Below are 18,557 nucleotides of genomic sequence, written 5' to 3' on the forward strand. Positions count from 1 at the left end.
ACAGGGCACGGCAGGCCTTCTGATTATGTTTATCAACTGAATGCGGAGTATCCGAACATGCCAAAGATGAAAACCAAAAGTGGTGCTGCTAAGCGGTTTCTGAAAACTGCTAACGGTATCAAGCACAAGCACGCTTTCAAGAGCCACATCCTGACCAAAATGTCGACTAAGCGTAAGCGTCAACTGCGCGGTAGCAGCTTGCTGCATCCGTCTGACGTGGCAAAAGTCGAGCGCATGCTGCGCCTTCGTTAATTTTTGGATCAAGAATAGAGGAAGTAACTCATGGCTCGTGTAAAGCGTGGCGTCATTGCCCGTAAACGTCACAAAAAAATTCTGAAACTTGCTAAAGGCTACTACGGCGCGCGCTCCCGCGTATTCCGTGTTGCCAAGCAAGCGGTAATCAAGGCAGGCCAATACGCCTACCGCGACCGTCGTCAGAAAAAACGTCAGTTCCGCGCTCTGTGGATCGCTCGTATCAACGCTGGTGCTCGTATCAACGGTCTGTCCTACAGCCGTTTCATCGCCGGCCTGAAAAAAGCGTCCATCGAGATCGACCGTAAGGTTCTGGCTGATCTGGCAGTGAACGAAAAAGCGGCGTTTGCTGCGATTGTCGAGAAAGCTAAAGCCACTCTGGCTTAAGTACCCCCGACAGTCACCCGGGCTCACCTCTGTGGGCTCAGGTGTTAAACGTCATAAATAGGGGAAGAGCCTACAAGCTCTTCCCCTATTTTGTATCTGGAGTCTGTACATGGAAAACCTGGATGCGCTGGTCTCTCAAGCACTAGAGGCTGTGCAAAGCGCTGAAGATATCAATGTCCTGGAGCAAATCCGGGTTCAGTACCTTGGCAAGAAGGGTGAGTTGACTCAGGTGATGAAGACCCTGGGGAATTTGCCGGCAGAGGAGCGCCCGCAGGTCGGCGCCCTGATCAACGTTGCCAAGGAGCGTGTTACAGAGGCTCTCAATACGCGTAAGGCTTTGTTTGAAGAAGCCGAGCTGGCTGCCAAACTGTCCGCTGAGTCCATCGATGTGACCCTGCCTGGCCGTGGCCAGGTCTCCGGCGGTCTGCATCCTGTGACCCGGACTCTGGAACGTATTGAACAGTTCTTCACTCATATCGGCTACGGCATCGCCGAAGGCCCTGAGGTCGAAGACGACTATCACAACTTCGAGGCGCTCAACATCCCAGGCCACCACCCGGCCCGTTCGATGCATGACACCTTCTATTTCAACGCGAACATGCTGTTACGCACCCATACCTCGCCGGTACAGGTCCGCACCATGGAATCGCAGCAGCCGCCTATCCGCATCGTCTGCCCAGGCCGTGTGTACCGTAGCGACTCCGATATCACCCACTCGCCGATGTTCCACCAGGTCGAAGGCCTGCTGATCGATCGCGACATCAATTTCGCCGACCTCAAGGGAACCATCGAAGAGTTTCTGCGGGTGTTCTTCGAAAAGGAACTGGCGGTGCGTTTCCGTCCTTCGTACTTCCCGTTCACCGAGCCGTCCGCCGAAGTCGACATGGAATGTGTGATGTGCAGCGGCAAGGGCTGCCGTGTCTGCAAGCAGACCGGTTGGCTGGAAGTCATGGGCTGCGGCATGGTTCACCCGAACGTGCTGCGCATGTCCGGGATCGATCCGGAAGAGTTCCAGGGTTTTGCCTTCGGCATGGGCGCCGAACGTCTGGCCATGCTGCGTTACGGCGTGAATGACTTGCGCCTGTTCTTCGACAACGACTTGCGGTTCCTCGCGCAATTTCGCTAGGTCGCACGCCCGTAACGAATCTTTCAGGAGAGCAGGATGAAATTCAGTGAACAATGGCTGCGTGGCTGGGTAAGCCCGCAGGTAAGTCGCGACGAGCTGGTTGCTCGTCTGTCGATGGCCGGTCTTGAGGTCGATAGCGTAACGCCGGCCGCCGGTGTTTTCAGTGGTGTGGTGGTGGGCGAGGTGCTGAGCACCGAGCAACACCCCGATGCCGACAAGCTGCGTGTTTGCCAGGTCAGCAATGGCGCGGAAACCTTCCAGGTCGTGTGCGGTGCGCCAAACGTGCGTCCGGGCCTGAAGATCCCTTTTGCCATGATCGGCGCGGAGCTGCCTGGCGACTTCAAGATCAAGAAGGCCAAGCTGCGCGGCGTCGAGTCGAACGGCATGCTGTGCTCCCAGGCAGAACTGCAGGTGGGAGAGGGCAATGACGGTCTGATGGAGCTACCGGTGGATGCGCCGGTAGGCAAGGATTTCCGTGAGTACCTGGAGCTGGACGACGCCAGCATCGAGGTCGACCTGACCCCGAATCGTGGTGATTGCCTGTCGCTGGCGGGGCTCGCCCGTGAAGTCGGCGCGCTCTACGCAGCGCCTGTCGCCCGTCCGGTGGTGCTATCCGTGGCACCTGCGCACGACGAAGTGCGTCCGGTTGAAGTGCTGGCGCCTGCTGCCTGCCCGCGTTATCTGGGCCGAGTTGTCCGCAATGTCGACCTGTCCAAGCCGACCCCGCTGTGGATGGTCGAGCGTCTGCGTCGCGCTGATGTACGCAGCATCGATGCGGCCGTAGACATCACCAACTACGTGATGCTGGAGCTGGGGCAACCGCTGCATGCTTTCGACCTCGCCGAAATTAACGGTGGCATCCGTGTGCGGATGGCCGAAGAGGGCGAGAAGCTGGTCTTGCTCGACGGCCAGGAAGTGGCCTTGCGCAGCGATACTCTGGTTATCGCTGACCATACCCGTGCCCTGGCGATTGCCGGTGTCATGGGCGGCGAGCACAGCGGCGTAACGGCAACTACCCGCGACGTTTTCCTGGAAAGTGCCTTCTTCGACCAGATCGCTGTCGCTGGTAAAGCCCGTTCCTATGGCCTGCACACCGACGCCTCGCATCGCTACGAGCGTGGTGTGGACTGGCAATTGGCCCGCGAAGCCATGGAGCGCGCCACCGGCTTGCTGCTGGAGATTACTGGTGGCGAAGCTGGCCCGATCATTGAAGCAGTCAGCGAGCAGCACCTGCCTTCGATCGCTCCGGTCACTCTGCGTGCCGAGCGCATCACCCAGATGCTGGGCATGGAAATCGAAGCGGCAGAAGTCGAGCGTCTGCTCGGTGCTCTGGGTCTGAAGATTTCCGCCGATGGAGCAGGGCAGTGGCGCGTTGAGGTGCCAAGCCATCGCTTCGATATCAGCTTGGAAGTCGATCTGATCGAAGAACTGGCTCGCCTGTACGGCTACAACCGTCTGCCGGTTCGCTACCCGCAAGCACGCCTGGCTCCACAGGCCAAAGCCGAAGCTCGTAGCGATCTGCCTGAGCTGCGTCGTTTGCTGGTGGCCCGCGGTTATCAGGAAGCTATTACTTACAGCTTTATCGATCCGAAACAGTTCGAGTTGTTTAATCCGGGAGTCGAGCCGCTGTTGCTGGCCAACCCGATTTCCAACGACATGGCTGCCATGCGTTCCTCGTTGTGGCCGGGGCTGGTCAAGGCGCTTCAGCACAACCTGAACCGCCAGCAGGACCGTGTCCGTCTGTTTGAAAGTGGCCTGCGTTTCGTTGGTCAACTGGAAGGCTTGAAGCAAGAGCCGATGCTGGCCGGTGTGGTATGCGGCACTCGTCTGCCGGAAGGCTGGGCACAAGGCCGCGATGTCGTGGACTTCTTCGACGTCAAGGCTGATGTGGAAGCGGTGCTGGGTTTTGCCGGTGCACTCGAAGCGTTCACTTTCGCGCCTGGCAAGCACCCTGCGTTGCACCCGGGTCAAACCGCGCGCATCGAGCGTGAAGGTCGTCTGGTTGGTTATATTGGCGCTATCCACCCTGAATTGTCGAAAACCCTCGGTCTCGACCGTCCGGTCTTCGTTTTCGAGCTGGTTCTGGCCGAAGTAGCCTCGGGAAAAATGCCTGAATTCCGTGAGTTGTCGCGCTTTCCTGAAGTGCGTCGTGATTTGGCCTTGCTGGCTGATCGCGATGTCGCTGCCAGTGCGGTACTGGATGTAATCCGTGAGAATGCAGGCGAATGGCTGACAGACCTCAGGTTGTTTGACGTGTACCAAGGTAAAGGCATTGATCCTCATAGAAAAAGCCTTGCAGTTGGCTTGACCTGGCAGCATCCATCGCGCACTCTTAATGACGATGAGGTGAACTCCACGACGCAAAATATCCTCACCTCGCTCGAACAAAGGTTGAACGCCACGTTAAGGAAGTGACGTATGGGGGCTCTGACGAAAGCTGAAATGGCCGAACGTCTCTACGAAGAGCTGGGCCTGAATAAACGTGAGGCCAAGGAATTGGTCGAGCTGTTTTTTGAGGAAATCAGGCACGCTCTCGAAGATAACGAACAGGTCAAATTGTCCGGTTTCGGTAACTTCGATCTTCGGGATAAACGCCAGCGACCTGGCCGCAACCCGAAGACGGGTGAAGAAATCCCGATCACGGCACGCCGTGTGGTCACCTTTCGTCCAGGGCAGAAGTTGAAGGCCCGAGTTGAGGCTTATGCTGGAACCAAGTCATAACGACGAGCTCCCGGTCATTCCGGGCAAGCGCTACTTCACCATCGGTGAAGTCAGCGAGCTCTGTGCGGTCAAGCCGCATGTGCTGCGTTATTGGGAGCAGGAGTTTCCTCAACTCAACCCCGTCAAGCGCCGCGGAAATCGCCGGTATTATCAGCGTCAGGATGTGCTGATGATCCGGCAGATCCGCGCGTTGCTGTATGATCAGGGATTCACCATCGGCGGAGCACGCCTGCGCCTTTCCGGTGATGAAGCCAAAGACGACACCACCCAGTACAAGCAATTGATCCGTCAGATGATCTCCGAACTGGAGGACGTTCTGGTAGTACTCAAGAAATAATTTTCAGTCTTTAAAATACTTCCATATTTCAAAAGCTTGCGATATATTCTTGAACGCTTCGTTAAGAAGCAAACCCAGTAACACGCCTAGTCGGGGCGTAGCGCAGTCCGGTAGCGCACTAGCATGGGGTGCTAGGGGTCGAGTGTTCGAATCACTCCGTCCCGACCATATTCCTAAGAGAGATCAAGCACTTAGCGGCCTGATCTCTTTTTTCGTTTAGGGGCAGCGCAAAACCTGCGCAATACTCGCGCAAAACTAGCCAGTGATTTCGCTGATATTCAGGTCGGGAATCGCCTCTGACCAGATGATCTCGGCGTGGTCCCGCTGGTAGTTTTTGGTCATTGCCTCGCTCGCGTGACCGGCGATTTTCTGCCCGTCCTTTCCTGCTTTCTGATACAGGTGCAGTGATAGCGCTCGCACTTCGTGGAAGCCTGGCATCTCCTCTTCTTTCCAGCCTTTGTAGCAGCCTGCCAGTTCCCGGGCCTCTTTGAAGGCTCGCGTCAAATATCGCTCTTCCACCTGCGTCCAATGCTCTTTCGTCTGCGCCTGTTTCTGTTTCAGGCGATCCGGTCGGCGGTGAACCAAATAAGGGGAAGCGATATCATCCCGGCACCGGCTGATCACTGCCTGGAGTTCATCGGTCACCTTGAACCGGATCCATGCCGCGTCACTGGCCTTGGCCGTCTTCTGCTGCACTACGTACAGAAACCCCTCCCGAACCCCGTCGAACCGCATATTTAGGATGTCGGTGCGGCGCTGTGCGGTGATCAGTGCCAAGTCGATCGCGTTCTGCAGCCAGGCGGGCGACTTCTCTCGAATGGCTTTCAGGCCTTCGATGGTGTGCCGCTTGCGCTGCTTCTTCTCGATCCGGTTGATGGTACTGGCCGCCGGGTTGTCCGGGCACAGCCCCTTGGCTGCCGCGTGGTTGAATATGTCGATCAGCAAGGCCCGGCACTGATTGGCAGTGCGTGGGGTGAGGGCGTCCAGCATCTCAGCGATCATGCGGATCGTGATCTGGTCGATGGCCTTTCCCTCAAACTGCTTTCTGAACCGGCGAAAGTGAACGGCGTACAGACCCAGGGTGCCCTTGGCTAGCTCGCGCGGTGGTAGAACGTCGTGCTCATAGGTATCGAGGAAGCCGGCGAATGATTCGATCGAGTTCCCCATCACGGTGCCAACCAAGTCGGCGCCGCGCAGGAACTCCAGGTTCAACTGCTTCGCCGCATCGATGGCTTTCAGGCGATCAGAGCCGAACGGGAAGAACTTCCCGTCGGTTGGCCGTCGATAGCGATATGTCCCGCGGCGCGCATCGAAGTACAGATTCTGCGGAAGGCTCTTGTTCGCAGCTTTGCGCGGCCTTGGTGCCATCATGCAGCTCCTTTCAATACCATCGCGACGAGGTCGTTGCCGGCTGACTTGGTGAATGCAGTCCAGTCAACGTACCAGAGCTTGCCTATCTGCTCGCCTGGGAGCTGACCATTGCGGATATAGTTGCGGATCGCCTGGGGGCAGGGCGGCGTTCCGTTCACCCCCCAGCGTCGGCGCTGAAACTCGCTGATCTTGATCAGTTCTCGATTCATTATTGGTGATCTCCTTGCGGCTCAGGGCCTGGCCCGCTGGACGATGTAGATAGCGATGCATGCGGTGGCGCATATCCACAGCATCGAGCCGAAGCCCCCGACAATGAGGGCAGCTTCAGTCCCGCTCTCCCACATGCTGGGGACGGCATAGAGGAACCAGAGCAGGGTGATCAGCAGGTAGGCCAGCATGCCGACCAGGATCTCGAAGAGTTTTTTTGCAGACATGGGGAATCCTCGCCCGCGCATGGCAGGCCTTCAGGTTTATTCAGAATTGTGTGCGGGACAGTTGTCGCGACAGTTTGTAAAGTTGCGCCGCTCGACCGGCCCAGCGCGTTCGTAAAGGGGCGAATGTGCTGGCCGGGACGGGCGCCAGTTCAGATTGTTGATGCGGAGCTTTCGGAAGGATCTTATGGTCGCCGGCGTTGCGCGCGGCTATGGTTTCAGCGTTCGCCCGGCCCGTTGTCCTGGCTATCCGTCGACTTTCCGGTGGGCTGTGGCGGACTCCTATTGCTTGGCCAGCTCCTCGGGAACGCTGACCGTATTGCCCAGTTTTGCGGCGACGATGGCTCGGCAGGCGGCGATCAGGTGAGATTCCCCGCGGCTTTTTAGATCGCTGCCTTGCACGAAAGCCCAGACCATGCTGTTGAAATGATTTACCTCAAATTCGGGCATGTACTTCTCGATCAGCGGGCCGCCCTGGCCCCAGCTGGTTGATGGCTGCCAGTGGGTGCCAATGCAGCGATCCCCCGAGTACCAGTAGGCATGCTTCAGGCCGTCCGGGGTGTGCTGGCGCATTCCTTCAGCCTTCGCAACAGCCCAGTCCAGCGCCGGCCCGATCAGGTCGGCAGTCTTCACTTCGATCATGTCGTTCATCGCTTCGGCCCCGTGTAGATCAACCAGGCCATAAGGAGAGGCGCTGCGGTTGGGAAGATGATCATCAGTAATCCCCCCAGCCCAAGCTTTGGATGTGCTCGTTGGGGATGATCAACTTTTCAGCGTCGGGCGCCTCACTCATCACCAACAAGTCACCGAAGTAACCCAGTGCCGCGCGGGCGCGCTCCAGGGTCAGTTCGGCATGTCCTAGCTGACGCGACTTGCGCAATTTGTAGGAGCGAAGGGCGTGGGCTTTGTCTGGATAGGCAAAGCGCTTGCTATGTGCGTCGCTCTCCTTGAGCACGCGCTTGCGGCGCTTCTTCACGGCGTCTGCCGTCCAACTGTGCTGGTAGCCGTTAATCATGTTGACGGTGTATTTGTCGGCGATGTACCAGCACCGCGCTGTTTCACCGATCACCGTGTAAGTGATGCAATGCACTTCAAGACCATCCGGACCAATTGTGTCGATGTAGCGGTAGTGGTCTGGACCTGTCTTTTTGATTTCTTCAGGCATGACTTCGTTCTTGCCGCTATAGCGGCTGACTTTGAGGGGGGAGTGGTAATTAGGTTCGGATGAACTATCGTAAGGTCGCGCAGATATCCAGGGCGTTCTCTTATTCGGTCAGGAGTGGTTGATATGGATGCAATTCAAGCGAGTACGATTATTGATTCGTTGGCCGACAGTATTAAGGCCAATCCCGACCAATTTACTATTCAAATTAGAGTTATTGGGCAAAGTGTTGTTTCGCATGGCGGTATCGGCATGAGCGTGTCTGTCACTGGTGGTGGGCCGGGATCAAGTACTGTCGGAAACAGTGTTCATATGGGTAGTGGCACTATAGAAATCGCCACCGGAAAAGCCGATGCGGCAATGGTCGAGCAGATGGCTGGGCTTGCTGAGGCCTTAAGTCAGATTTCACAGCAGCTCAAATCTGGCAGTCCAGATAAAAGCCTTATTCGTTCCACAATTGACGCACTTCAAAAGTCATGGGTGCCAGCAGCTATAACCGCCGTTATTTCTGCTGTCACGAAGTCTGTATTGGGCGGTTGATCTAGACGGTATTGAGTTTCTAAATCAGTAGAGATCAGTTATCCGTCCTGGAGTAGGTGCTCTAGGGCACCTTCACGCCGTTGACTAGAAAGCTCCAGTCATTACGCAATTTGCTGGTGATGAGCTGCCTCCTGCTAATGTTCCTGGCGCAGCGCCTGCTGTACCGCCTCGACAACCCGGCGCAGGTACGTGAACTTATGGCTTTCTTCGACAGCCTTGCCGTCGATGGGGTAATGCCACTCCTCGCCGAATAGCTCGGTCAGCAGCGTGCTGTGGTGCCAGCATTCATTTGGCCGCGTAGAACATCGATGTCATGCCAAAGCTCGCGGGCCTCGCCCTTACTCAGCTCGCCCAGTTCCCAATCATGGCGCCCGGTCTGTTGTCGGCGGCGTTGGACGATGCACTTCTTAGCCAGAGCATGCAGGGCGTTACCGCTGAAAACCGTCGAACTGATTCCGCGATCCAAACAGTTCAGGACGTAGTCCCAGCCACAGTCGGCAACGAACTCAGCGACAGTGCAGGGTCCCATGCCGCCCCAGTATGCGTTCCAGCTGTTGTCCCAGCAGTTGATGGTGATTTTGCCCTGGGCTGTCTGATAGTTCGGGTTGGACTCAGTCGGGCAAGCGCGTCTGCCGAAGTCTTCCAGGAACACAGTGATCGGGTCGAGACGGGGCGCGCCATGGACTACCAGCTTTGTGACTGTCGAGCGTTCAACCTTCAACGGCTCGGCCGGCTTGTTTTCTGTGGGCATGGGGAGTCCTTGCCGGGCCATGCCCTGGCGACTGATTGGCTTATAGGTGCCTGTTATCCATCTCGAGGTAGGGGCTAATCCCTGAAGAGAAGGACGGTATATGGCACAAGTTCTGGACTGGCTGGATCTACTTATCGCGATACTCGAGCTGATCAACCTGATCATCAGCTTGTGGCGCGGAACGCAATAAGCATGGGGTGATACGATGGGCCTTCACCGAACTGGGAAGGCCCATGACAAAGCACGATATCCATGACGAGCTGGAAGGATTTCAGCTCTGGAACTACATGGAGTGCGAGAAAGACGAGGAAGGTCGGGAGACCTGGCGGATCAACGTCGAGGTGAAGCAGGGCGGGGAAGTGGTAGTGCCGGTTGTCGCTGGTGATCGCACCTTTCCCGACCGCGGTCTGGCCCAGGTCGCCGGCCGAGAGCTTGGGGCTAAGTTGCTGGCGGAGCGCGGTTAAGCCGCTTTCAACAAGGCCTCTATAACGCGCTGGCCCGCCAGAGGCGGCACTGCGTTTCCAGCCATATGCATGGTCAGTCGGTGGTTGTCCGGGCGCAGGGTGTTAGCCGGGAACGACTGAGCGGCCAGGGCCTCGTCGGCGCTGAGCATGCGCATGTTGTCTCCGTCGACCAGCGCCCAGCGGTCCAAGGTGGTGATGGTGCCAATCGGGCGGTTGATGTCGCGGCCGGTGGTGCCCGAGCCCTTGCCGTAGTACGGCATGATGAAACGGTCACCGAAGCGGGCCCGGCCATTGCGCACTCTGTCGAGTGTGGCCTGGGCCCGTCCCGGCTTCTCGATCGGCGACCAGCGCCCGGTGTCGAAGTTGAGGAAGTTGGCGGCAGGGACATGCTGTCGCTTATGCAACTCGAGCATCAGTGGCGCTTGGCTTCGCGTCAGCACCAGGAACAGCCGGACGCGGTGTTGCGGCACACCCAGATCAGCACAATCAACGACATGCGGCGCGACCTGATAGCCCAGGGCCTGGACTGCCTGCACCCAGGCCGGATACAGAGCCCAGTTCGTAAACTCGGGTACGTTTTCAACGAGGCTGAATTGCGGCCTGTGAAACTCCAGAGCAGAGACAACGGCCCAGGCCGTAGACCTTGACGAGTCATGCTGTGGGTTTCCATTGGCCTTCCCGCGCGCCGGGCTGTGGCCCTGGCAACATGGCGATGCTAGAAGCAGGTCATGAGCTGGTACTTGATCCCAGTGGGCCTGATGCAAGTCCTGGCAAACGTGCTGGGTGTCAGGGTGGTTTGCGCTGTGCCATTCAACGGCAACCGGCCAGTGGTTTGCCGCCCAGAGAACCTGGACGCCTGCGGCGCGCGCGCCGGTGCTCCATCCGCCGAGGCCGGCGAACAGGTCGATTGCTGTGGGCATGGGGTTTCCTCGCCGGTATATTGGCCGTTTGAATTTTCGTCAGGTGAGGGAAGATGACTGATTCGGGAATGATGCGGGTTTACCATTTCTGCGATGAAGTTTACGGTTTGCAGAACATTGAAAAGTCCAGATTGAAGGTCGCAACTATTATGGATCTTAATGATCCATTCGAAATGGTGTGCTACTCATCTCCCGATAAGGACGTTCGAAAAAAGCTAAACGATTTTAAAAGAGTAATTGCTAGTAAATTTGGGTTGCTATGTTTTAGTCAGTCATTTCGAAGCCCTGTTCAGTGGGCTCATTACGCCAATAAGCATAAGGGGCTCTGTTTAGCATTTGATGTGCCTAAGCACAATATGCATTTTGTTGAGTATAAATTTGGAAGAATTGGCTTTGATGTTGCTCAGTACGCAGATTTAGATAAGCGCGAACGATCTGAGATGATGCAAAAGCAGCTTCGCATTAAACACTCCCAATGGCGATATGAACGAGAGGTTCGTCGAATATTTCTGTTGTCTGATGCAGATCATGAAAAGGGTTTGTATTTTAGATCTTTCGATAGTATTGGGACATTGAGCCAAGTAATTGTTGGCTGTAACTCAGACATTGGTCCTCAGGATTTAAACCAACAGTTGGGTGCCCGCAAGGACTCGGTCGAGTGCTTCAAGGTTCGCACTGCGTTTCAGTCCTACAAAATAGTAAGAAATAAGGACGGCAGCCTTTGGCGCTGAACTACCGGCCAATGCAATTTTGTTGACCGAGCGGGATCCTCGCCGGCTGGCGTGAATCGTAGAAGTGAGGTATTTGTGGTGTTCAATCACATTTGAATTGGATACATATGGAAAACGTCAAGCCATGTCATTACGAGCAGGCGGTACTTCGAGCAAGAAGGGGGTTCGTATTGTATGCGATCCTTGCGATCTTGGCCCCGATTACAGCAGTTGCACTCTGTTATGGATTTGAGAAACCAAGTACCTGGATCGGTCGCGGCGGAGCAATAATGGCGGGGCTTTCTTTTCTTGCTGATATGAAGGCGCGCGATATGGCGGCCGTGTTCAAGCCTTCTGGCTATGTTGGGATCTCGTTCAGCTCCACCCGAACAAAGTACCTTCCCCAAATATCGTTCTTCCTAAAGGTGTCGGTGGGGCTCGTGTTGCTTGGCACGGCGGTATGGGGTTTCGGCGACCTATTGCCATCAGGTGGTTGATCTTAACCATTTCGCGCAATAGATGAGGACGCCTATAAGGATGCTTCACCGGCATCGACCTTCCGAAGCTCCATCACCTCGATGCGCTGTGTACCGTCAGTGATCACCCAGCAAGGCAGCTCAAGGTTTCGGAAGGTTCCGTGGTAGCTGCGATAGGCGCCGAGTGCTGCCTTCCTGAACGAGTCGGCAGCGACCCGGCCAATCGGCATTGGGCTACCCCCCAGTAGACTCAGCTCGTACACCGTTGCATTGGCGATGCGCTTCGACGCCGCGCGGATCGTATTCGGGGAGAGCTTGAAGTCCTGGGCGACCTCGGCAACGTGCTTGTAGGTTAGGGCGTCGTGGATCTGCTGGTCGCGAGCGGCATTACGCAGGCCCGCATAGATGACTGCTTGCATGGGTTTTCCTCAGGATGGCGCCGCCCTTCGTGACCGTATGCGGCATGATGGCTATTTGGTGTATTCTCCGTCGTCCACATGGCAAGGAGGCAAGAATGGGCGTATCTAATGTGCAGGATGAATACTGGGCTGAACTGCAGACAATCAGGACTCATGCCTATTATTTGGCTTTGTATCAAGAACAGTCAGAGTCCTTCGAACGATGGATCAACATTACTCTGGCAGTCGCTTCATCTAGCAGTATAGCCGCATGGGCTATTTGGAAAGATCACGCCTTTGTTTGGTCAGTATTTATTGCGCTAACGCAACTATTGTCGGTTGCTTACAAATTTTTGCCATTTAAGTCTCGAATTAAGCCGCTGAGTAGTGCGTCTATTGAAATGTCAGTGTTGGCAGATGAGGCGGAAAAGGAATGGTATAGGGTAAGTAATGGCGACTTCTCAGGTGGAGAGGTTAATGATAAGAGGTTTTCGCTGCGGAAGCGAAGCTCAAAGATTATGAGCAACTTTTCTACTGTCTCACTACCTAAGAGTGAACGATTATTAGCAAAGGCTAAGAATGAAACTGTGACCTATCTATCTGGGATTTATGGGGAGTAAAAACTTATGGCGAAAGAAACTGAAAAACCAGGAAGGCCACGGCCCAAAGAGTGGGTTTATAGTCCGGAGAGTTATAAGCTACCTCCTGTGGATAACATCCTACCTACCCCAAAGGTCAAACCTTTGAAGCCCGAGCCTGAGAAGAAATAACTAGTCTGCTGGTTGTTCTTCAATTTGTATGGTGGCAATTTGGTTAGGGTTGGGGTATTACGAGTGACCGGCATGGGGCCGGGTCAAGGAGGCATTTGTGACGCGAGACGAGTTTTGGGGGCGGGCAGTTGCGCTAGAGGCGAAACTCAACAAGCACCTTGAAGTGGCGAGGAAGTTTCGGGAAGCAGACCCAAGCCTTTCTGCGCCAGGCGCAATCGAGGATTATCAAAAGCTGAATGCTGAGTCCACCCAGGCGTCCAATGACTGGTACAACTTTTGCTCAGCCAACGCTAAATATGTGAGCTGAATCATCAGCATGCTCTTGCGGCTGAGAGAAAGGGTCTTATGACTCTTCAGCGTCGAGTCGTGCCGCCTGGCGCTGGCCGACGGCCTGAATCATCCGCGCCACGTTTTCACTAACTTGTATTTTGTGGCGCGGACTTTCAATCGCTTGATAGGAGAGCGTTGGGCCGAGGGCATGAGCGTTCCGGATCAAGTTCTGCACTGCCTCGCTGATTTCCTCGATGTCGTTCCAGGCCATCAAATCATCCAGCTTCTGTCGCGTGCCGAGCCTGAGCCGGTGCCGCAACTCCTTCTCGTCGTACTCGATCCGCTTCAGCGCAGCTTTGGCCGATCGTTCTTTTCCACTCTTGGCCATGGCCTACCTCTTCAATCCCGCTGGCCGGCAGTGCCAGCCAGGTCTGTCGTTTGCGTTGTTGGGTGCGGGCTATGCGACGCATGAAGTGCAGCCGCGCTGTGCTTTTGGATAGTCGATCCCGTGTTCGGTCAGGATTCGCTCAAGAGTCGTGTTCGCGATACCAAGCTTCCCGCACACCTGGCGCCGAGTAATGCCCAGCTCCTTGAACGCCTTGATACGCTCGGCGAGCTTCGCGTCCCTGGCCTTCATTTGCTCAGTTCGATGGGCGTCGTTCGCGCCGCCGCAGACTGGGCGTTTGAACGTCAGGCCGTAGTCCTGAGCGGTGCTGTAGAGCTGCCGACGGCCGATCCCCAGAGTTTCCACAATCTCAGACTGGGTGTGCGTGGGCGCCATGTCTTTGATCTTTTCGACCAGGGCCATTCGCTTCTGGTGGCGAATGTCCGCCGGGGTGAGCAGCTTTGGCTCAGGCTCAACCCGTCTCCGCACGAACGGTTTCGGCGCTGGCGGCATTTGGTTGCGGTAGGTGATCGGCTTGGGCTTGTAGCCGATAGGCTCGGCCTCTTCGATCTTCACGCCGGCCGCCAGGTACTGCTCAACCTGGGCGGCTAGTTCATTGGATGCTGGCCGAAGAGCTTCGACCAGGCTGAGGTGGTTGCTGATCATGATGACCTCACTTGATCCGGATTGAGCTCTCGCCGCGCTCCAGGTGAGCCCAGGATGGTTCTGGCAGAAGCTCATGCTTTGCGTCTTCACCGGCTTCCATGCGCTTGCGAACGGCAGCGTTATGCTCGCGAATCTCTTTGAGGCGCGCGGCGATGCTCTTCTTGTCCGGCGCGATCACGGTAGCCACCGAAACGAATTCGTCTGGGACGGCCTTCTCATCGTCGACGATCACTTTCTCGGGTGACAAGGCGAGGGTGATGGTAAACAGTGGTCGCTTGATCGACTTGATATCTGCAGCCTCCATGTTCCGGCGCAGGAAGTCGCCGAGTTGGCCCACGGTGTTCTTCTTGACCCGCTTGAGCTCGTTCAGGCGATCGACTTCCTTGTCGATGGCGTCGATATCGCCTTCGATGTTCCGGCGCAGCATGACGATGCTGTCAGCCTTCACTTCGAACTCCCCCTTGATACCGTCCATGGTGTCCTGGATGGCCTGGCGCAGCCCTTCGTCGTCGGTATCCGCCATGGCGGCGAGTTCGGCCATTTGGCCGGTCAATGCATAGAGTCGGGTCATGCGGCACTCTCCTGGGCATCTTCAAGGTCAGCCTTGCGGGCATCTTTGGCGCGGGTGAATTTGAGTTTGTGGCCGTCACACTCCGGATCATTCTTGCGAAGATCCAGCTTTCGCATGGCCGATTTGTAGAGCTGCTGCAGCTCGTTGAGAGACTGCGCGGTAGCGATCAGATGGAGTGTTTCGGCCAGCCATTCGCGGTACTCGGCGGCCTGGCGCTCCTTCGTTTCGATCTTGTCCTCGGCGCGCTCGATCTCGGCTTCACCAAGGCGCTCGTTGACGTAGTGAATGTCGTCATAGAGGCCCAGGCGTACGTCCGCGGAAAAGCCGAGCTGACTCAGGCATTTGCCGATAGCGTCGGTGAGAGACTTCTTCGGTGCATCGAAGTCGGTGCTGATGCTTCCGAATTTGTTTTGTGTGATGAATGGCGTGTGCCCATAGTGGGTGATGGTCTTGCGCTCACCATCGCCGCCCAGGTACCACAGGGCAACTTTGAGGGTGTGCACCTGGGCGTGAGCCAGCACACTTCCTTCCTTATTGAGCAGTGGGCCGCCGACGTCGAAGCGCTCCTCAATCACGTCGTAACCCCAGCCAGTGCCGCAGGGGCCGAACTGCTCGGTCGCGCGCTTAGCCAGGTACTGAGCATTCACCGCGGTACCGGTGAATCCACCAAGGCCGGTGTATTCCTTGGTGAACTTGGGATCGGTCTTTTCGACTTCTTCCCATAGAGCGAGGTTGGGTGCAGGCATGACTATCTCCCGTCGCGCAGGTGCGCAGCTTTGAAAGATGTGGGTTATTGGGTGAGGTGATCGGCGAGGGCGCTGATCAGCATTGCGGCAGTGCAGAGGGCAAGGGCAGGGAAGGAGCTACGCCAGTAAAGAAGGGTGATCACGACTCGACCAATGACAGCAGTCGTTCACCCAGGACGATCTTGGCGTTGGCCTGCTCCTTCTTGATGCCAGTGGCCTGGGCGACTTCGGAAAGGGAAAGACCTTCGCGACGGAGTTTCGCGCAGCGGATCGCCAGTTGCTGGCCGCGCTTGTGTGCGCCGGCGCCGCTCATTGCTGCTGCTCCAACTGGGCCACGCGATAGCGGAGAACCTGCAGCACACGGCCGCGGTAACCTGGCTCCGCATACTGCTCAACCGGCGGCCCGTAGAAGCCCCGGCGCTCGGCCAGGCTGTATGCATCACGCAGGTTGTGAGCGGTGATGTCTTCCAGTTGCTCGTCTACCAAGGTTTTGACTGGGGAAGTGGTCATGCTGCCTCCTTTCGCTGCTGGCAGATGTTCAGCAGGCGTTTGCAGTAGTGGCTGAATTCTTCGGTGGTGATCAGCTCGTCGGTGTAGAGGCGGGTGATCAACTGTTGAACCAGGACGCTCATGTCGGCCTGGCTGGCGGGATCACTGACTCCCTCCAACGCTTGGTCGATGAGAATGTGCGGGCTCAAAATCCGCACTCCTGTTCAACCCGCACCTGCTCCTGGTCAAGGGCGACGGCCTTCTCGGCATGTGACTTCAGCAGCTCGAGCGCAATGTCTTTCAGCGCTGTTTTCTTACCGAGCAGGTAGACCGCCAGGTCCATCAGCAGGCCGGAACTGCGAAAGCCCATGGCGTTGATCACCAACTGCCCGAAGGCGTCTTGCTGGTCTTCACCGTTGATCTGGCGCTGGTTCAGGTGATCCTGAACCGCCTTTGCAAAGTCGGCCTGGGTGACCTCGCCACGCTCTGAAGGGCGATAGCCCCAAGAGATCCGGTAGCCCATCAACAGACGCTCGGCGTTTGCTTCCAGCCATTCCGTTTCAGCGAGGTCTTCTTCGCTCACTGGTGGTGGCATCCGGTTGTCGTGCTCGAGCTGTGCCTTGCGTAGTGCTGACATAATCGTCTCCAGGGGGGCTGGACCAACAAAACTCGGATGCACTCGACTGCCCCACTGGTTGCCGTTGGACGTGGAGGGGAGTGCATTCGTACTTGTGTTGGGGAAGGGTAAAAGGGAAAGGGCCTGCTAAATTTCAGGGCGGGTATACATGAAAAGGAGGTCAACATGAGTTGCTCAGACAGCAGTCGTAAAGCCATCTGCAGGAGCTGTGGACACGAAGGTGTTTACACCAGTAGTTCGGATGAGCGGGGCAGAACAGAAGAGCACTGGCAGGGCTTCGAAACCGTCCCTGCAAGTGACTATGAGTATTTTCGAGGGCGGTCAGAGGCTCGTATTCCCGTGTGCAAATGCGGCAGCAAGAACATCATTATTGGAGTCCCTGTCTCGGACAGAGATAGGTAGCTTCGCATTGGGAGGATCGGGAGGTTTTTGCCAGGCTGACGTGGGGTTTGTTTATCAGCCTGTCACGCCAGAGGCTGGTAGCATCAGCACCTCTCCTCACAGCATGGAGTTGCTATGCGCCAAGTTGTTGCTAGAGCGCTGGACGTGATCGCATTAGAAAGCGATAGGCCGGAATACACAGAGGCTTTCAGGGCTGCCCAGGCAGTCGTGACTGAGTTCGGTGAGCTGAATTTGGCTGATCGGCTGTTTGCTGATATCCCAGAGTCGATCCCGTTTTTACTGGTGGCCAAACTCTTCAACCTGCTGGCCTGGCAAACAGACGACAACGGTTCGGCGATAACTCGCACCGTTGAGCGTTGGCTTGTCGAAGGTACCAATCTTCGTAAAATTCAGATCGCACTCAACCTTGATGTGTACCCATTTCCGGATGAGCACGAGATGTATCGCGTGCTGTCCGATGTGGCGATATCCCACCCGGAGGTGGCTGATAAATGCCAGCAGCTAATCAGCTCTCGGCAAAATCGGTAGCACCTGGTAAACATCCCAAAGCCCGCTCAGTGAACGGGCTTCAGTGATGCTTTCCGCCGTGACCCGCTACTGGTGGCCGTCATCGGCTTGAATCGAATGTGCCCGGCCCCGCTACTGGCGACAGGCCGGGTTTACAGAGTCAGTTTCAGGCAACTACAGAAAGTTTTCGCTCTCCAAAAACATCGTAAAACTCTATCTCAGACACATAGTTGACTGGATTGCCGTTTTCGAGACGATACGACTTCAGTCCGAGAGTTGTGCGAGGGCCGGACAACGTATTTGTTGTCACTTCATCCTGAAGTTGCAGCACGGTGTGCTTTCCGCCACTTGGATCGGTAACTTTTACAGAGCCAATTTGTTTGGTACGAATCATAAAAACCTCATCGATTTAGATGTATGGGGTGTGTCAAATGCCTGTCGTCTACAGGTTCTGGTGGTGGCGCTTTGCCGCTGCTAATCTCGGGAAGTGCGAACTCAAAGGCGAATGCCATGGACCCGAAGAATCTCGCAGTGCTGATGCAGCTCAAGCAGGCCATGGAGAAGGCAAGCCCGCCCGCTATTCCAAGCCCAGGCCTTCCCTTTGCCGCTTCTCAATGTGCCCGACGGCCCCGTGGTGTTGCCTCAGCCGCTGCCCAGCGACAAGCCAGAAGTCGAGCAAGAGCCATGGCCCGCCCGCCAAGGTGTTATCGACTGGACGAAGCTAATCACCCGAGCCGACAAAGAAGCTCAGGCCGCTGCTGATCGCCTGGCCCTGGCCAAGGTAGAGCTCGCGACCCGCAACTCAACAGCGGCATCGCAGATCGATCGCATAACCGACCGCATAGAAACGCTCGGCTATGGCATCGAATCTGGCGAAGCAACGCCTGAGGATGTGGACGAACAGGCCGCACTGCTGATTCACCTAAAAGCCTGGAAGACCTACAAGTTCGCCCTGGGCAAGGTCACCACCAAGGAAGGCTGGTATGACTCGCCAGCGTGGCCAGTGGAGCCGCCCATTCCAGAGATTGTTGCCGATCCGATGCTTGTAGCCGACGAAACAGCCTGACC

At 56.4% G+C, this 18,557-nt stretch carries 31 protein-coding genes and 1 tRNA gene; 15 read left to right on the top strand and 17 right to left on the bottom strand.

The annotated features are described in order from the left end of the window. Positions 1-57 precede the first annotated feature (57 nt). The 7 genes from rpmI to J4E58_RS02030 all read left to right on the top strand — a co-directional run bounded on the left by rpmI (position 58) and on the right by J4E58_RS02030 (position 4,991). Positions 58-252, top strand: a complete 195-nt coding sequence (gene rpmI, locus J4E58_RS02000; RefSeq protein WP_002553160.1) for a 50S ribosomal protein L35 — start codon at positions 58-60, stop codon at positions 250-252. Positions 253-282: 30 nt separating this feature from the next. Next, positions 283-639 (top strand): 50S ribosomal protein L20, encoded by a 357-nt coding sequence (gene rplT, locus J4E58_RS02005; protein WP_007905879.1) that lies wholly within the window; start codon positions 283-285, stop codon positions 637-639. Positions 640-748: 109 nt separating this feature from the next. Continuing rightward, complete coding sequence (gene pheS / locus J4E58_RS02010; protein ID WP_087088485.1) at positions 749-1,765, top strand: phenylalanine--tRNA ligase subunit alpha; 1,017 nt, start codon at positions 749-751, stop codon at positions 1,763-1,765. Between the two features lie 36 nt (positions 1,766-1,801). Continuing rightward, positions 1,802-4,180 carry a phenylalanine--tRNA ligase subunit beta gene (pheT, locus tag J4E58_RS02015; RefSeq protein ID WP_087088483.1) on the top strand — a complete coding sequence of 793 codons (2,379 nt, stop codon included), beginning with the start codon at positions 1,802-1,804 and terminating at the stop codon, positions 4,178-4,180. Between the two features lie 3 nt (positions 4,181-4,183). Next, on the top strand, positions 4,184-4,486 hold the full coding sequence (gene ihfA / locus J4E58_RS02020) for an integration host factor subunit alpha (protein ID WP_002553164.1): 303 nt from the start codon (positions 4,184-4,186) through the stop codon (positions 4,484-4,486). Further along, positions 4,467-4,823 carry a MerR family transcriptional regulator gene (locus tag J4E58_RS02025; protein ID WP_007920509.1) on the top strand — a complete coding sequence of 119 codons (357 nt, stop codon included), beginning with the start codon at positions 4,467-4,469 and terminating at the stop codon, positions 4,821-4,823. Before ihfA ends, J4E58_RS02025 begins: the two co-directional genes overlap by 20 nt. 91 nt (positions 4,824-4,914) lie before the next feature. After that, positions 4,915-4,991, top strand: a tRNA-Pro gene (locus tag J4E58_RS02030). A gap of 87 nt (positions 4,992-5,078) precedes the next feature. Here the strand turns inward: J4E58_RS02030 and J4E58_RS02035 are convergent. The 5 genes from J4E58_RS02035 to J4E58_RS02055 all read right to left on the bottom strand — a co-directional run bounded on the left by J4E58_RS02035 (position 5,079) and on the right by J4E58_RS02055 (position 7,790). Further along, positions 5,079-6,191, bottom strand: coding sequence for a phage integrase Arm DNA-binding domain-containing protein (locus J4E58_RS02035; RefSeq protein ID WP_087088481.1), 1,113 nt, complete (start codon positions 6,189-6,191; stop codon positions 5,079-5,081). Beyond that, a complete protein-coding gene (locus J4E58_RS02040) occupies positions 6,191-6,403 on the bottom strand; it encodes a hypothetical protein (protein ID WP_087088479.1) in 213 nt (70 codons plus the stop codon). Before J4E58_RS02040 ends, J4E58_RS02035 begins: the two co-directional genes overlap by 1 nt. Before the next feature lie 21 nt (positions 6,404-6,424). Beyond that, on the bottom strand, positions 6,425-6,628 hold the full coding sequence (locus tag J4E58_RS02045; protein WP_087088476.1) for a hypothetical protein: 204 nt from the start codon (positions 6,626-6,628) through the stop codon (positions 6,425-6,427). Positions 6,629-6,907: 279 nt separating this feature from the next. Beyond that, the gene (locus J4E58_RS02050) at positions 6,908-7,276 is read right to left on the bottom strand and encodes a phage protein NinX family protein (RefSeq protein ID WP_087088474.1); all 369 of its coding nucleotides are present in this window, start codon (positions 7,274-7,276) and stop codon (positions 6,908-6,910) included. Between the two features lie 64 nt (positions 7,277-7,340). Continuing rightward, on the bottom strand, positions 7,341-7,790 hold the full coding sequence (locus J4E58_RS02055; RefSeq protein ID WP_087088472.1) for a hypothetical protein: 450 nt from the start codon (positions 7,788-7,790) through the stop codon (positions 7,341-7,343). Positions 7,791-7,913: 123 nt separating this feature from the next. On the opposite strand from J4E58_RS02055, the gene J4E58_RS02060 reads away from it, so the two are divergent. Beyond that, positions 7,914-8,327 (top strand): hypothetical protein, encoded by a 414-nt coding sequence (locus J4E58_RS02060; protein ID WP_143481872.1) that lies wholly within the window; start codon positions 7,914-7,916, stop codon positions 8,325-8,327. Between the two features lie 259 nt (positions 8,328-8,586). On the opposite strand, the gene J4E58_RS02065 is transcribed toward J4E58_RS02060, so the two are convergent. After that, complete coding sequence (locus J4E58_RS02065) at positions 8,587-9,078, bottom strand: hypothetical protein (RefSeq protein ID WP_256583070.1); 492 nt, start codon at positions 9,076-9,078, stop codon at positions 8,587-8,589. A gap of 233 nt (positions 9,079-9,311) precedes the next feature. Here J4E58_RS02065 and J4E58_RS02070 point away from each other — a divergent pair, with 233 nt between their 5' ends. Continuing rightward, positions 9,312-9,542, top strand: a complete 231-nt coding sequence (locus tag J4E58_RS02070) for a hypothetical protein (protein WP_087088470.1) — start codon at positions 9,312-9,314, stop codon at positions 9,540-9,542. Here the strand turns inward: J4E58_RS02070 and J4E58_RS02075 are convergent. Continuing rightward, positions 9,539-10,462, bottom strand: coding sequence for a DNA cytosine methyltransferase (locus J4E58_RS02075; protein ID WP_087088468.1), 924 nt, complete (start codon positions 10,460-10,462; stop codon positions 9,539-9,541). The genes J4E58_RS02070 and J4E58_RS02075 overlap by 4 nt on opposite strands. 53 nt (positions 10,463-10,515) lie before the next feature. Here J4E58_RS02075 and J4E58_RS02080 point away from each other — a divergent pair, with 53 nt between their 5' ends. Together J4E58_RS02080 and J4E58_RS02085 are read left to right on the top strand one after the other, a co-directional pair. After that, positions 10,516-11,193: a DUF2971 domain-containing protein gene (locus J4E58_RS02080; RefSeq protein WP_087088465.1), complete on the top strand. Its 678-nt coding sequence runs from the start codon at positions 10,516-10,518 to the stop codon at positions 11,191-11,193. 107 nt (positions 11,194-11,300) lie between these two features. Then, on the top strand, positions 11,301-11,669 hold the full coding sequence (locus J4E58_RS02085; protein WP_143481871.1) for a hypothetical protein: 369 nt from the start codon (positions 11,301-11,303) through the stop codon (positions 11,667-11,669). A 32-nt stretch (positions 11,670-11,701) separates the two neighbouring features. Here J4E58_RS02085 and J4E58_RS02090 read toward each other — a convergent pair whose 3' ends face one another. After that, on the bottom strand, positions 11,702-12,067 hold the full coding sequence (locus tag J4E58_RS02090; RefSeq protein ID WP_087088461.1) for a hypothetical protein: 366 nt from the start codon (positions 12,065-12,067) through the stop codon (positions 11,702-11,704). Positions 12,068-12,162: 95 nt separating this feature from the next. Here J4E58_RS02090 and J4E58_RS02095 point away from each other — a divergent pair, with 95 nt between their 5' ends. Then, entirely contained in the window at positions 12,163-12,666 is a 504-nt protein-coding gene (locus J4E58_RS02095) for a hypothetical protein (RefSeq protein ID WP_087088459.1), read from the top strand. Positions 12,667-12,913: 247 nt separating this feature from the next. Continuing rightward, positions 12,914-13,123 carry a hypothetical protein gene (locus J4E58_RS02100; protein ID WP_087088457.1) on the top strand — a complete coding sequence of 70 codons (210 nt, stop codon included), beginning with the start codon at positions 12,914-12,916 and terminating at the stop codon, positions 13,121-13,123. 36 nt (positions 13,124-13,159) lie between these two features. On the opposite strand, the gene J4E58_RS02105 is transcribed toward J4E58_RS02100, so the two are convergent. The 8 genes from J4E58_RS02105 to J4E58_RS02140 all read right to left on the bottom strand — a co-directional run bounded on the left by J4E58_RS02105 (position 13,160) and on the right by J4E58_RS02140 (position 16,580). Further along, positions 13,160-13,474, bottom strand: coding sequence for a hypothetical protein (locus tag J4E58_RS02105; RefSeq protein ID WP_087088455.1), 315 nt, complete (start codon positions 13,472-13,474; stop codon positions 13,160-13,162). A gap of 69 nt (positions 13,475-13,543) precedes the next feature. Then, positions 13,544-14,137: a hypothetical protein gene (locus tag J4E58_RS02110; RefSeq protein WP_087088453.1), complete on the bottom strand. Its 594-nt coding sequence runs from the start codon at positions 14,135-14,137 to the stop codon at positions 13,544-13,546. A 7-nt stretch (positions 14,138-14,144) separates the two neighbouring features. Beyond that, positions 14,145-14,708 (bottom strand): siphovirus Gp157 family protein, encoded by a 564-nt coding sequence (locus J4E58_RS02115; RefSeq protein WP_087088451.1) that lies wholly within the window; start codon positions 14,706-14,708, stop codon positions 14,145-14,147. Next, the gene (locus tag J4E58_RS02120; RefSeq protein WP_087088449.1) at positions 14,705-15,454 is read right to left on the bottom strand and encodes a hypothetical protein; all 750 of its coding nucleotides are present in this window, start codon (positions 15,452-15,454) and stop codon (positions 14,705-14,707) included. The genes J4E58_RS02115 and J4E58_RS02120 overlap by 4 nt, the downstream gene beginning before the upstream one ends. A gap of 139 nt (positions 15,455-15,593) precedes the next feature. Beyond that, positions 15,594-15,767 carry a hypothetical protein gene (locus J4E58_RS02125; RefSeq protein WP_172962979.1) on the bottom strand — a complete coding sequence of 58 codons (174 nt, stop codon included), beginning with the start codon at positions 15,765-15,767 and terminating at the stop codon, positions 15,594-15,596. After that, positions 15,764-15,964 (bottom strand): hypothetical protein, encoded by a 201-nt coding sequence (locus J4E58_RS02130; protein WP_087088447.1) that lies wholly within the window; start codon positions 15,962-15,964, stop codon positions 15,764-15,766. Before J4E58_RS02130 ends, J4E58_RS02125 begins: the two co-directional genes overlap by 4 nt. Further along, positions 15,961-16,152 carry a hypothetical protein gene (locus J4E58_RS02135; protein WP_087088445.1) on the bottom strand — a complete coding sequence of 64 codons (192 nt, stop codon included), beginning with the start codon at positions 16,150-16,152 and terminating at the stop codon, positions 15,961-15,963. Before J4E58_RS02135 ends, J4E58_RS02130 begins: the two co-directional genes overlap by 4 nt. Then, positions 16,149-16,580 (bottom strand): hypothetical protein, encoded by a 432-nt coding sequence (locus J4E58_RS02140; protein WP_087088443.1) that lies wholly within the window; start codon positions 16,578-16,580, stop codon positions 16,149-16,151. The genes J4E58_RS02135 and J4E58_RS02140 overlap by 4 nt, the downstream gene beginning before the upstream one ends. Before the next feature lie 516 nt (positions 16,581-17,096). Here J4E58_RS02140 and J4E58_RS02145 point away from each other — a divergent pair. Then, positions 17,097-17,510 (top strand): hypothetical protein, encoded by a 414-nt coding sequence (locus J4E58_RS02145; protein WP_087088441.1) that lies wholly within the window; start codon positions 17,097-17,099, stop codon positions 17,508-17,510. Positions 17,511-17,655: 145 nt separating this feature from the next. Here J4E58_RS02145 and J4E58_RS02150 read toward each other — a convergent pair whose 3' ends face one another. Further along, on the bottom strand, positions 17,656-17,883 hold the full coding sequence (locus J4E58_RS02150; RefSeq protein WP_087088439.1) for a hypothetical protein: 228 nt from the start codon (positions 17,881-17,883) through the stop codon (positions 17,656-17,658). A gap of 312 nt (positions 17,884-18,195) precedes the next feature. On the opposite strand from J4E58_RS02150, the gene J4E58_RS02155 reads away from it, so the two are divergent. Next, a complete protein-coding gene (locus tag J4E58_RS02155) occupies positions 18,196-18,555 on the top strand; it encodes a phage tail protein (protein WP_087089303.1) in 360 nt (119 codons plus the stop codon). The last annotated feature ends 2 nt before the right edge of the window (positions 18,556-18,557 follow it).

Origin of the sequence: Pseudomonas sp. FW305-25 (assembly GCF_017351415.1) — a bacterium.
GTDB lineage: Bacteria > Pseudomonadota > Gammaproteobacteria > Pseudomonadales > Pseudomonadaceae > Aquipseudomonas > Aquipseudomonas chlororaphis.

Coding starts and splice junctions, on each gene's coding strand:
- rpmI (WP_002553160.1), top strand. CDS start 58: ATGCCAAAGATGAAAACCAAAAGTGGTGCTGCTAAGCGGTTTCTGAAA.
- rplT (WP_007905879.1), top strand. CDS start 283: ATGGCTCGTGTAAAGCGTGGCGTCATTGCCCGTAAACGTCACAAAAAA.
- pheS (WP_087088485.1), top strand. CDS start 749: ATGGAAAACCTGGATGCGCTGGTCTCTCAAGCACTAGAGGCTGTGCAA.
- pheT (WP_087088483.1), top strand. CDS start 1,802: ATGAAATTCAGTGAACAATGGCTGCGTGGCTGGGTAAGCCCGCAGGTA.
- ihfA (WP_002553164.1), top strand. CDS start 4,184: ATGGGGGCTCTGACGAAAGCTGAAATGGCCGAACGTCTCTACGAAGAG.
- J4E58_RS02025 (WP_007920509.1), top strand. CDS start 4,467: ATGCTGGAACCAAGTCATAACGACGAGCTCCCGGTCATTCCGGGCAAG.
- J4E58_RS02035 (WP_087088481.1), bottom strand. CDS start 6,191: ATGGCACCAAGGCCGCGCAAAGCTGCGAACAAGAGCCTTCCGCAGAAT.
- J4E58_RS02040 (WP_087088479.1), bottom strand. CDS start 6,403: ATGAATCGAGAACTGATCAAGATCAGCGAGTTTCAGCGCCGACGCTGG.
- J4E58_RS02045 (WP_087088476.1), bottom strand. CDS start 6,628: ATGTCTGCAAAAAAACTCTTCGAGATCCTGGTCGGCATGCTGGCCTAC.
- J4E58_RS02050 (WP_087088474.1), bottom strand. CDS start 7,276: ATGAACGACATGATCGAAGTGAAGACTGCCGACCTGATCGGGCCGGCG.
- J4E58_RS02055 (WP_087088472.1), bottom strand. CDS start 7,790: ATGCCTGAAGAAATCAAAAAGACAGGTCCAGACCACTACCGCTACATC.
- J4E58_RS02060 (WP_143481872.1), top strand. CDS start 7,914: ATGGATGCAATTCAAGCGAGTACGATTATTGATTCGTTGGCCGACAGT.
- J4E58_RS02065 (WP_256583070.1), bottom strand. CDS start 9,078: ATGCCCACAGAAAACAAGCCGGCCGAGCCGTTGAAGGTTGAACGCTCG.
- J4E58_RS02070 (WP_087088470.1), top strand. CDS start 9,312: ATGACAAAGCACGATATCCATGACGAGCTGGAAGGATTTCAGCTCTGG.
- J4E58_RS02075 (WP_087088468.1), bottom strand. CDS start 10,462: ATGCCCACAGCAATCGACCTGTTCGCCGGCCTCGGCGGATGGAGCACC.
- J4E58_RS02080 (WP_087088465.1), top strand. CDS start 10,516: ATGACTGATTCGGGAATGATGCGGGTTTACCATTTCTGCGATGAAGTT.
- J4E58_RS02085 (WP_143481871.1), top strand. CDS start 11,301: ATGGAAAACGTCAAGCCATGTCATTACGAGCAGGCGGTACTTCGAGCA.
- J4E58_RS02090 (WP_087088461.1), bottom strand. CDS start 12,067: ATGCAAGCAGTCATCTATGCGGGCCTGCGTAATGCCGCTCGCGACCAG.
- J4E58_RS02095 (WP_087088459.1), top strand. CDS start 12,163: ATGGGCGTATCTAATGTGCAGGATGAATACTGGGCTGAACTGCAGACA.
- J4E58_RS02105 (WP_087088455.1), bottom strand. CDS start 13,474: ATGGCCAAGAGTGGAAAAGAACGATCGGCCAAAGCTGCGCTGAAGCGG.
- J4E58_RS02110 (WP_087088453.1), bottom strand. CDS start 14,137: ATGATCAGCAACCACCTCAGCCTGGTCGAAGCTCTTCGGCCAGCATCC.
- J4E58_RS02115 (WP_087088451.1), bottom strand. CDS start 14,708: ATGACCCGACTCTATGCATTGACCGGCCAAATGGCCGAACTCGCCGCC.
- J4E58_RS02120 (WP_087088449.1), bottom strand. CDS start 15,454: ATGCCTGCACCCAACCTCGCTCTATGGGAAGAAGTCGAAAAGACCGAT.
- J4E58_RS02125 (WP_172962979.1), bottom strand. CDS start 15,767: ATGAGCGGCGCCGGCGCACACAAGCGCGGCCAGCAACTGGCGATCCGC.
- J4E58_RS02130 (WP_087088447.1), bottom strand. CDS start 15,964: ATGACCACTTCCCCAGTCAAAACCTTGGTAGACGAGCAACTGGAAGAC.
- J4E58_RS02140 (WP_087088443.1), bottom strand. CDS start 16,580: ATGTCAGCACTACGCAAGGCACAGCTCGAGCACGACAACCGGATGCCA.
- J4E58_RS02145 (WP_087088441.1), top strand. CDS start 17,097: ATGCGCCAAGTTGTTGCTAGAGCGCTGGACGTGATCGCATTAGAAAGC.
- J4E58_RS02150 (WP_087088439.1), bottom strand. CDS start 17,883: ATGATTCGTACCAAACAAATTGGCTCTGTAAAAGTTACCGATCCAAGT.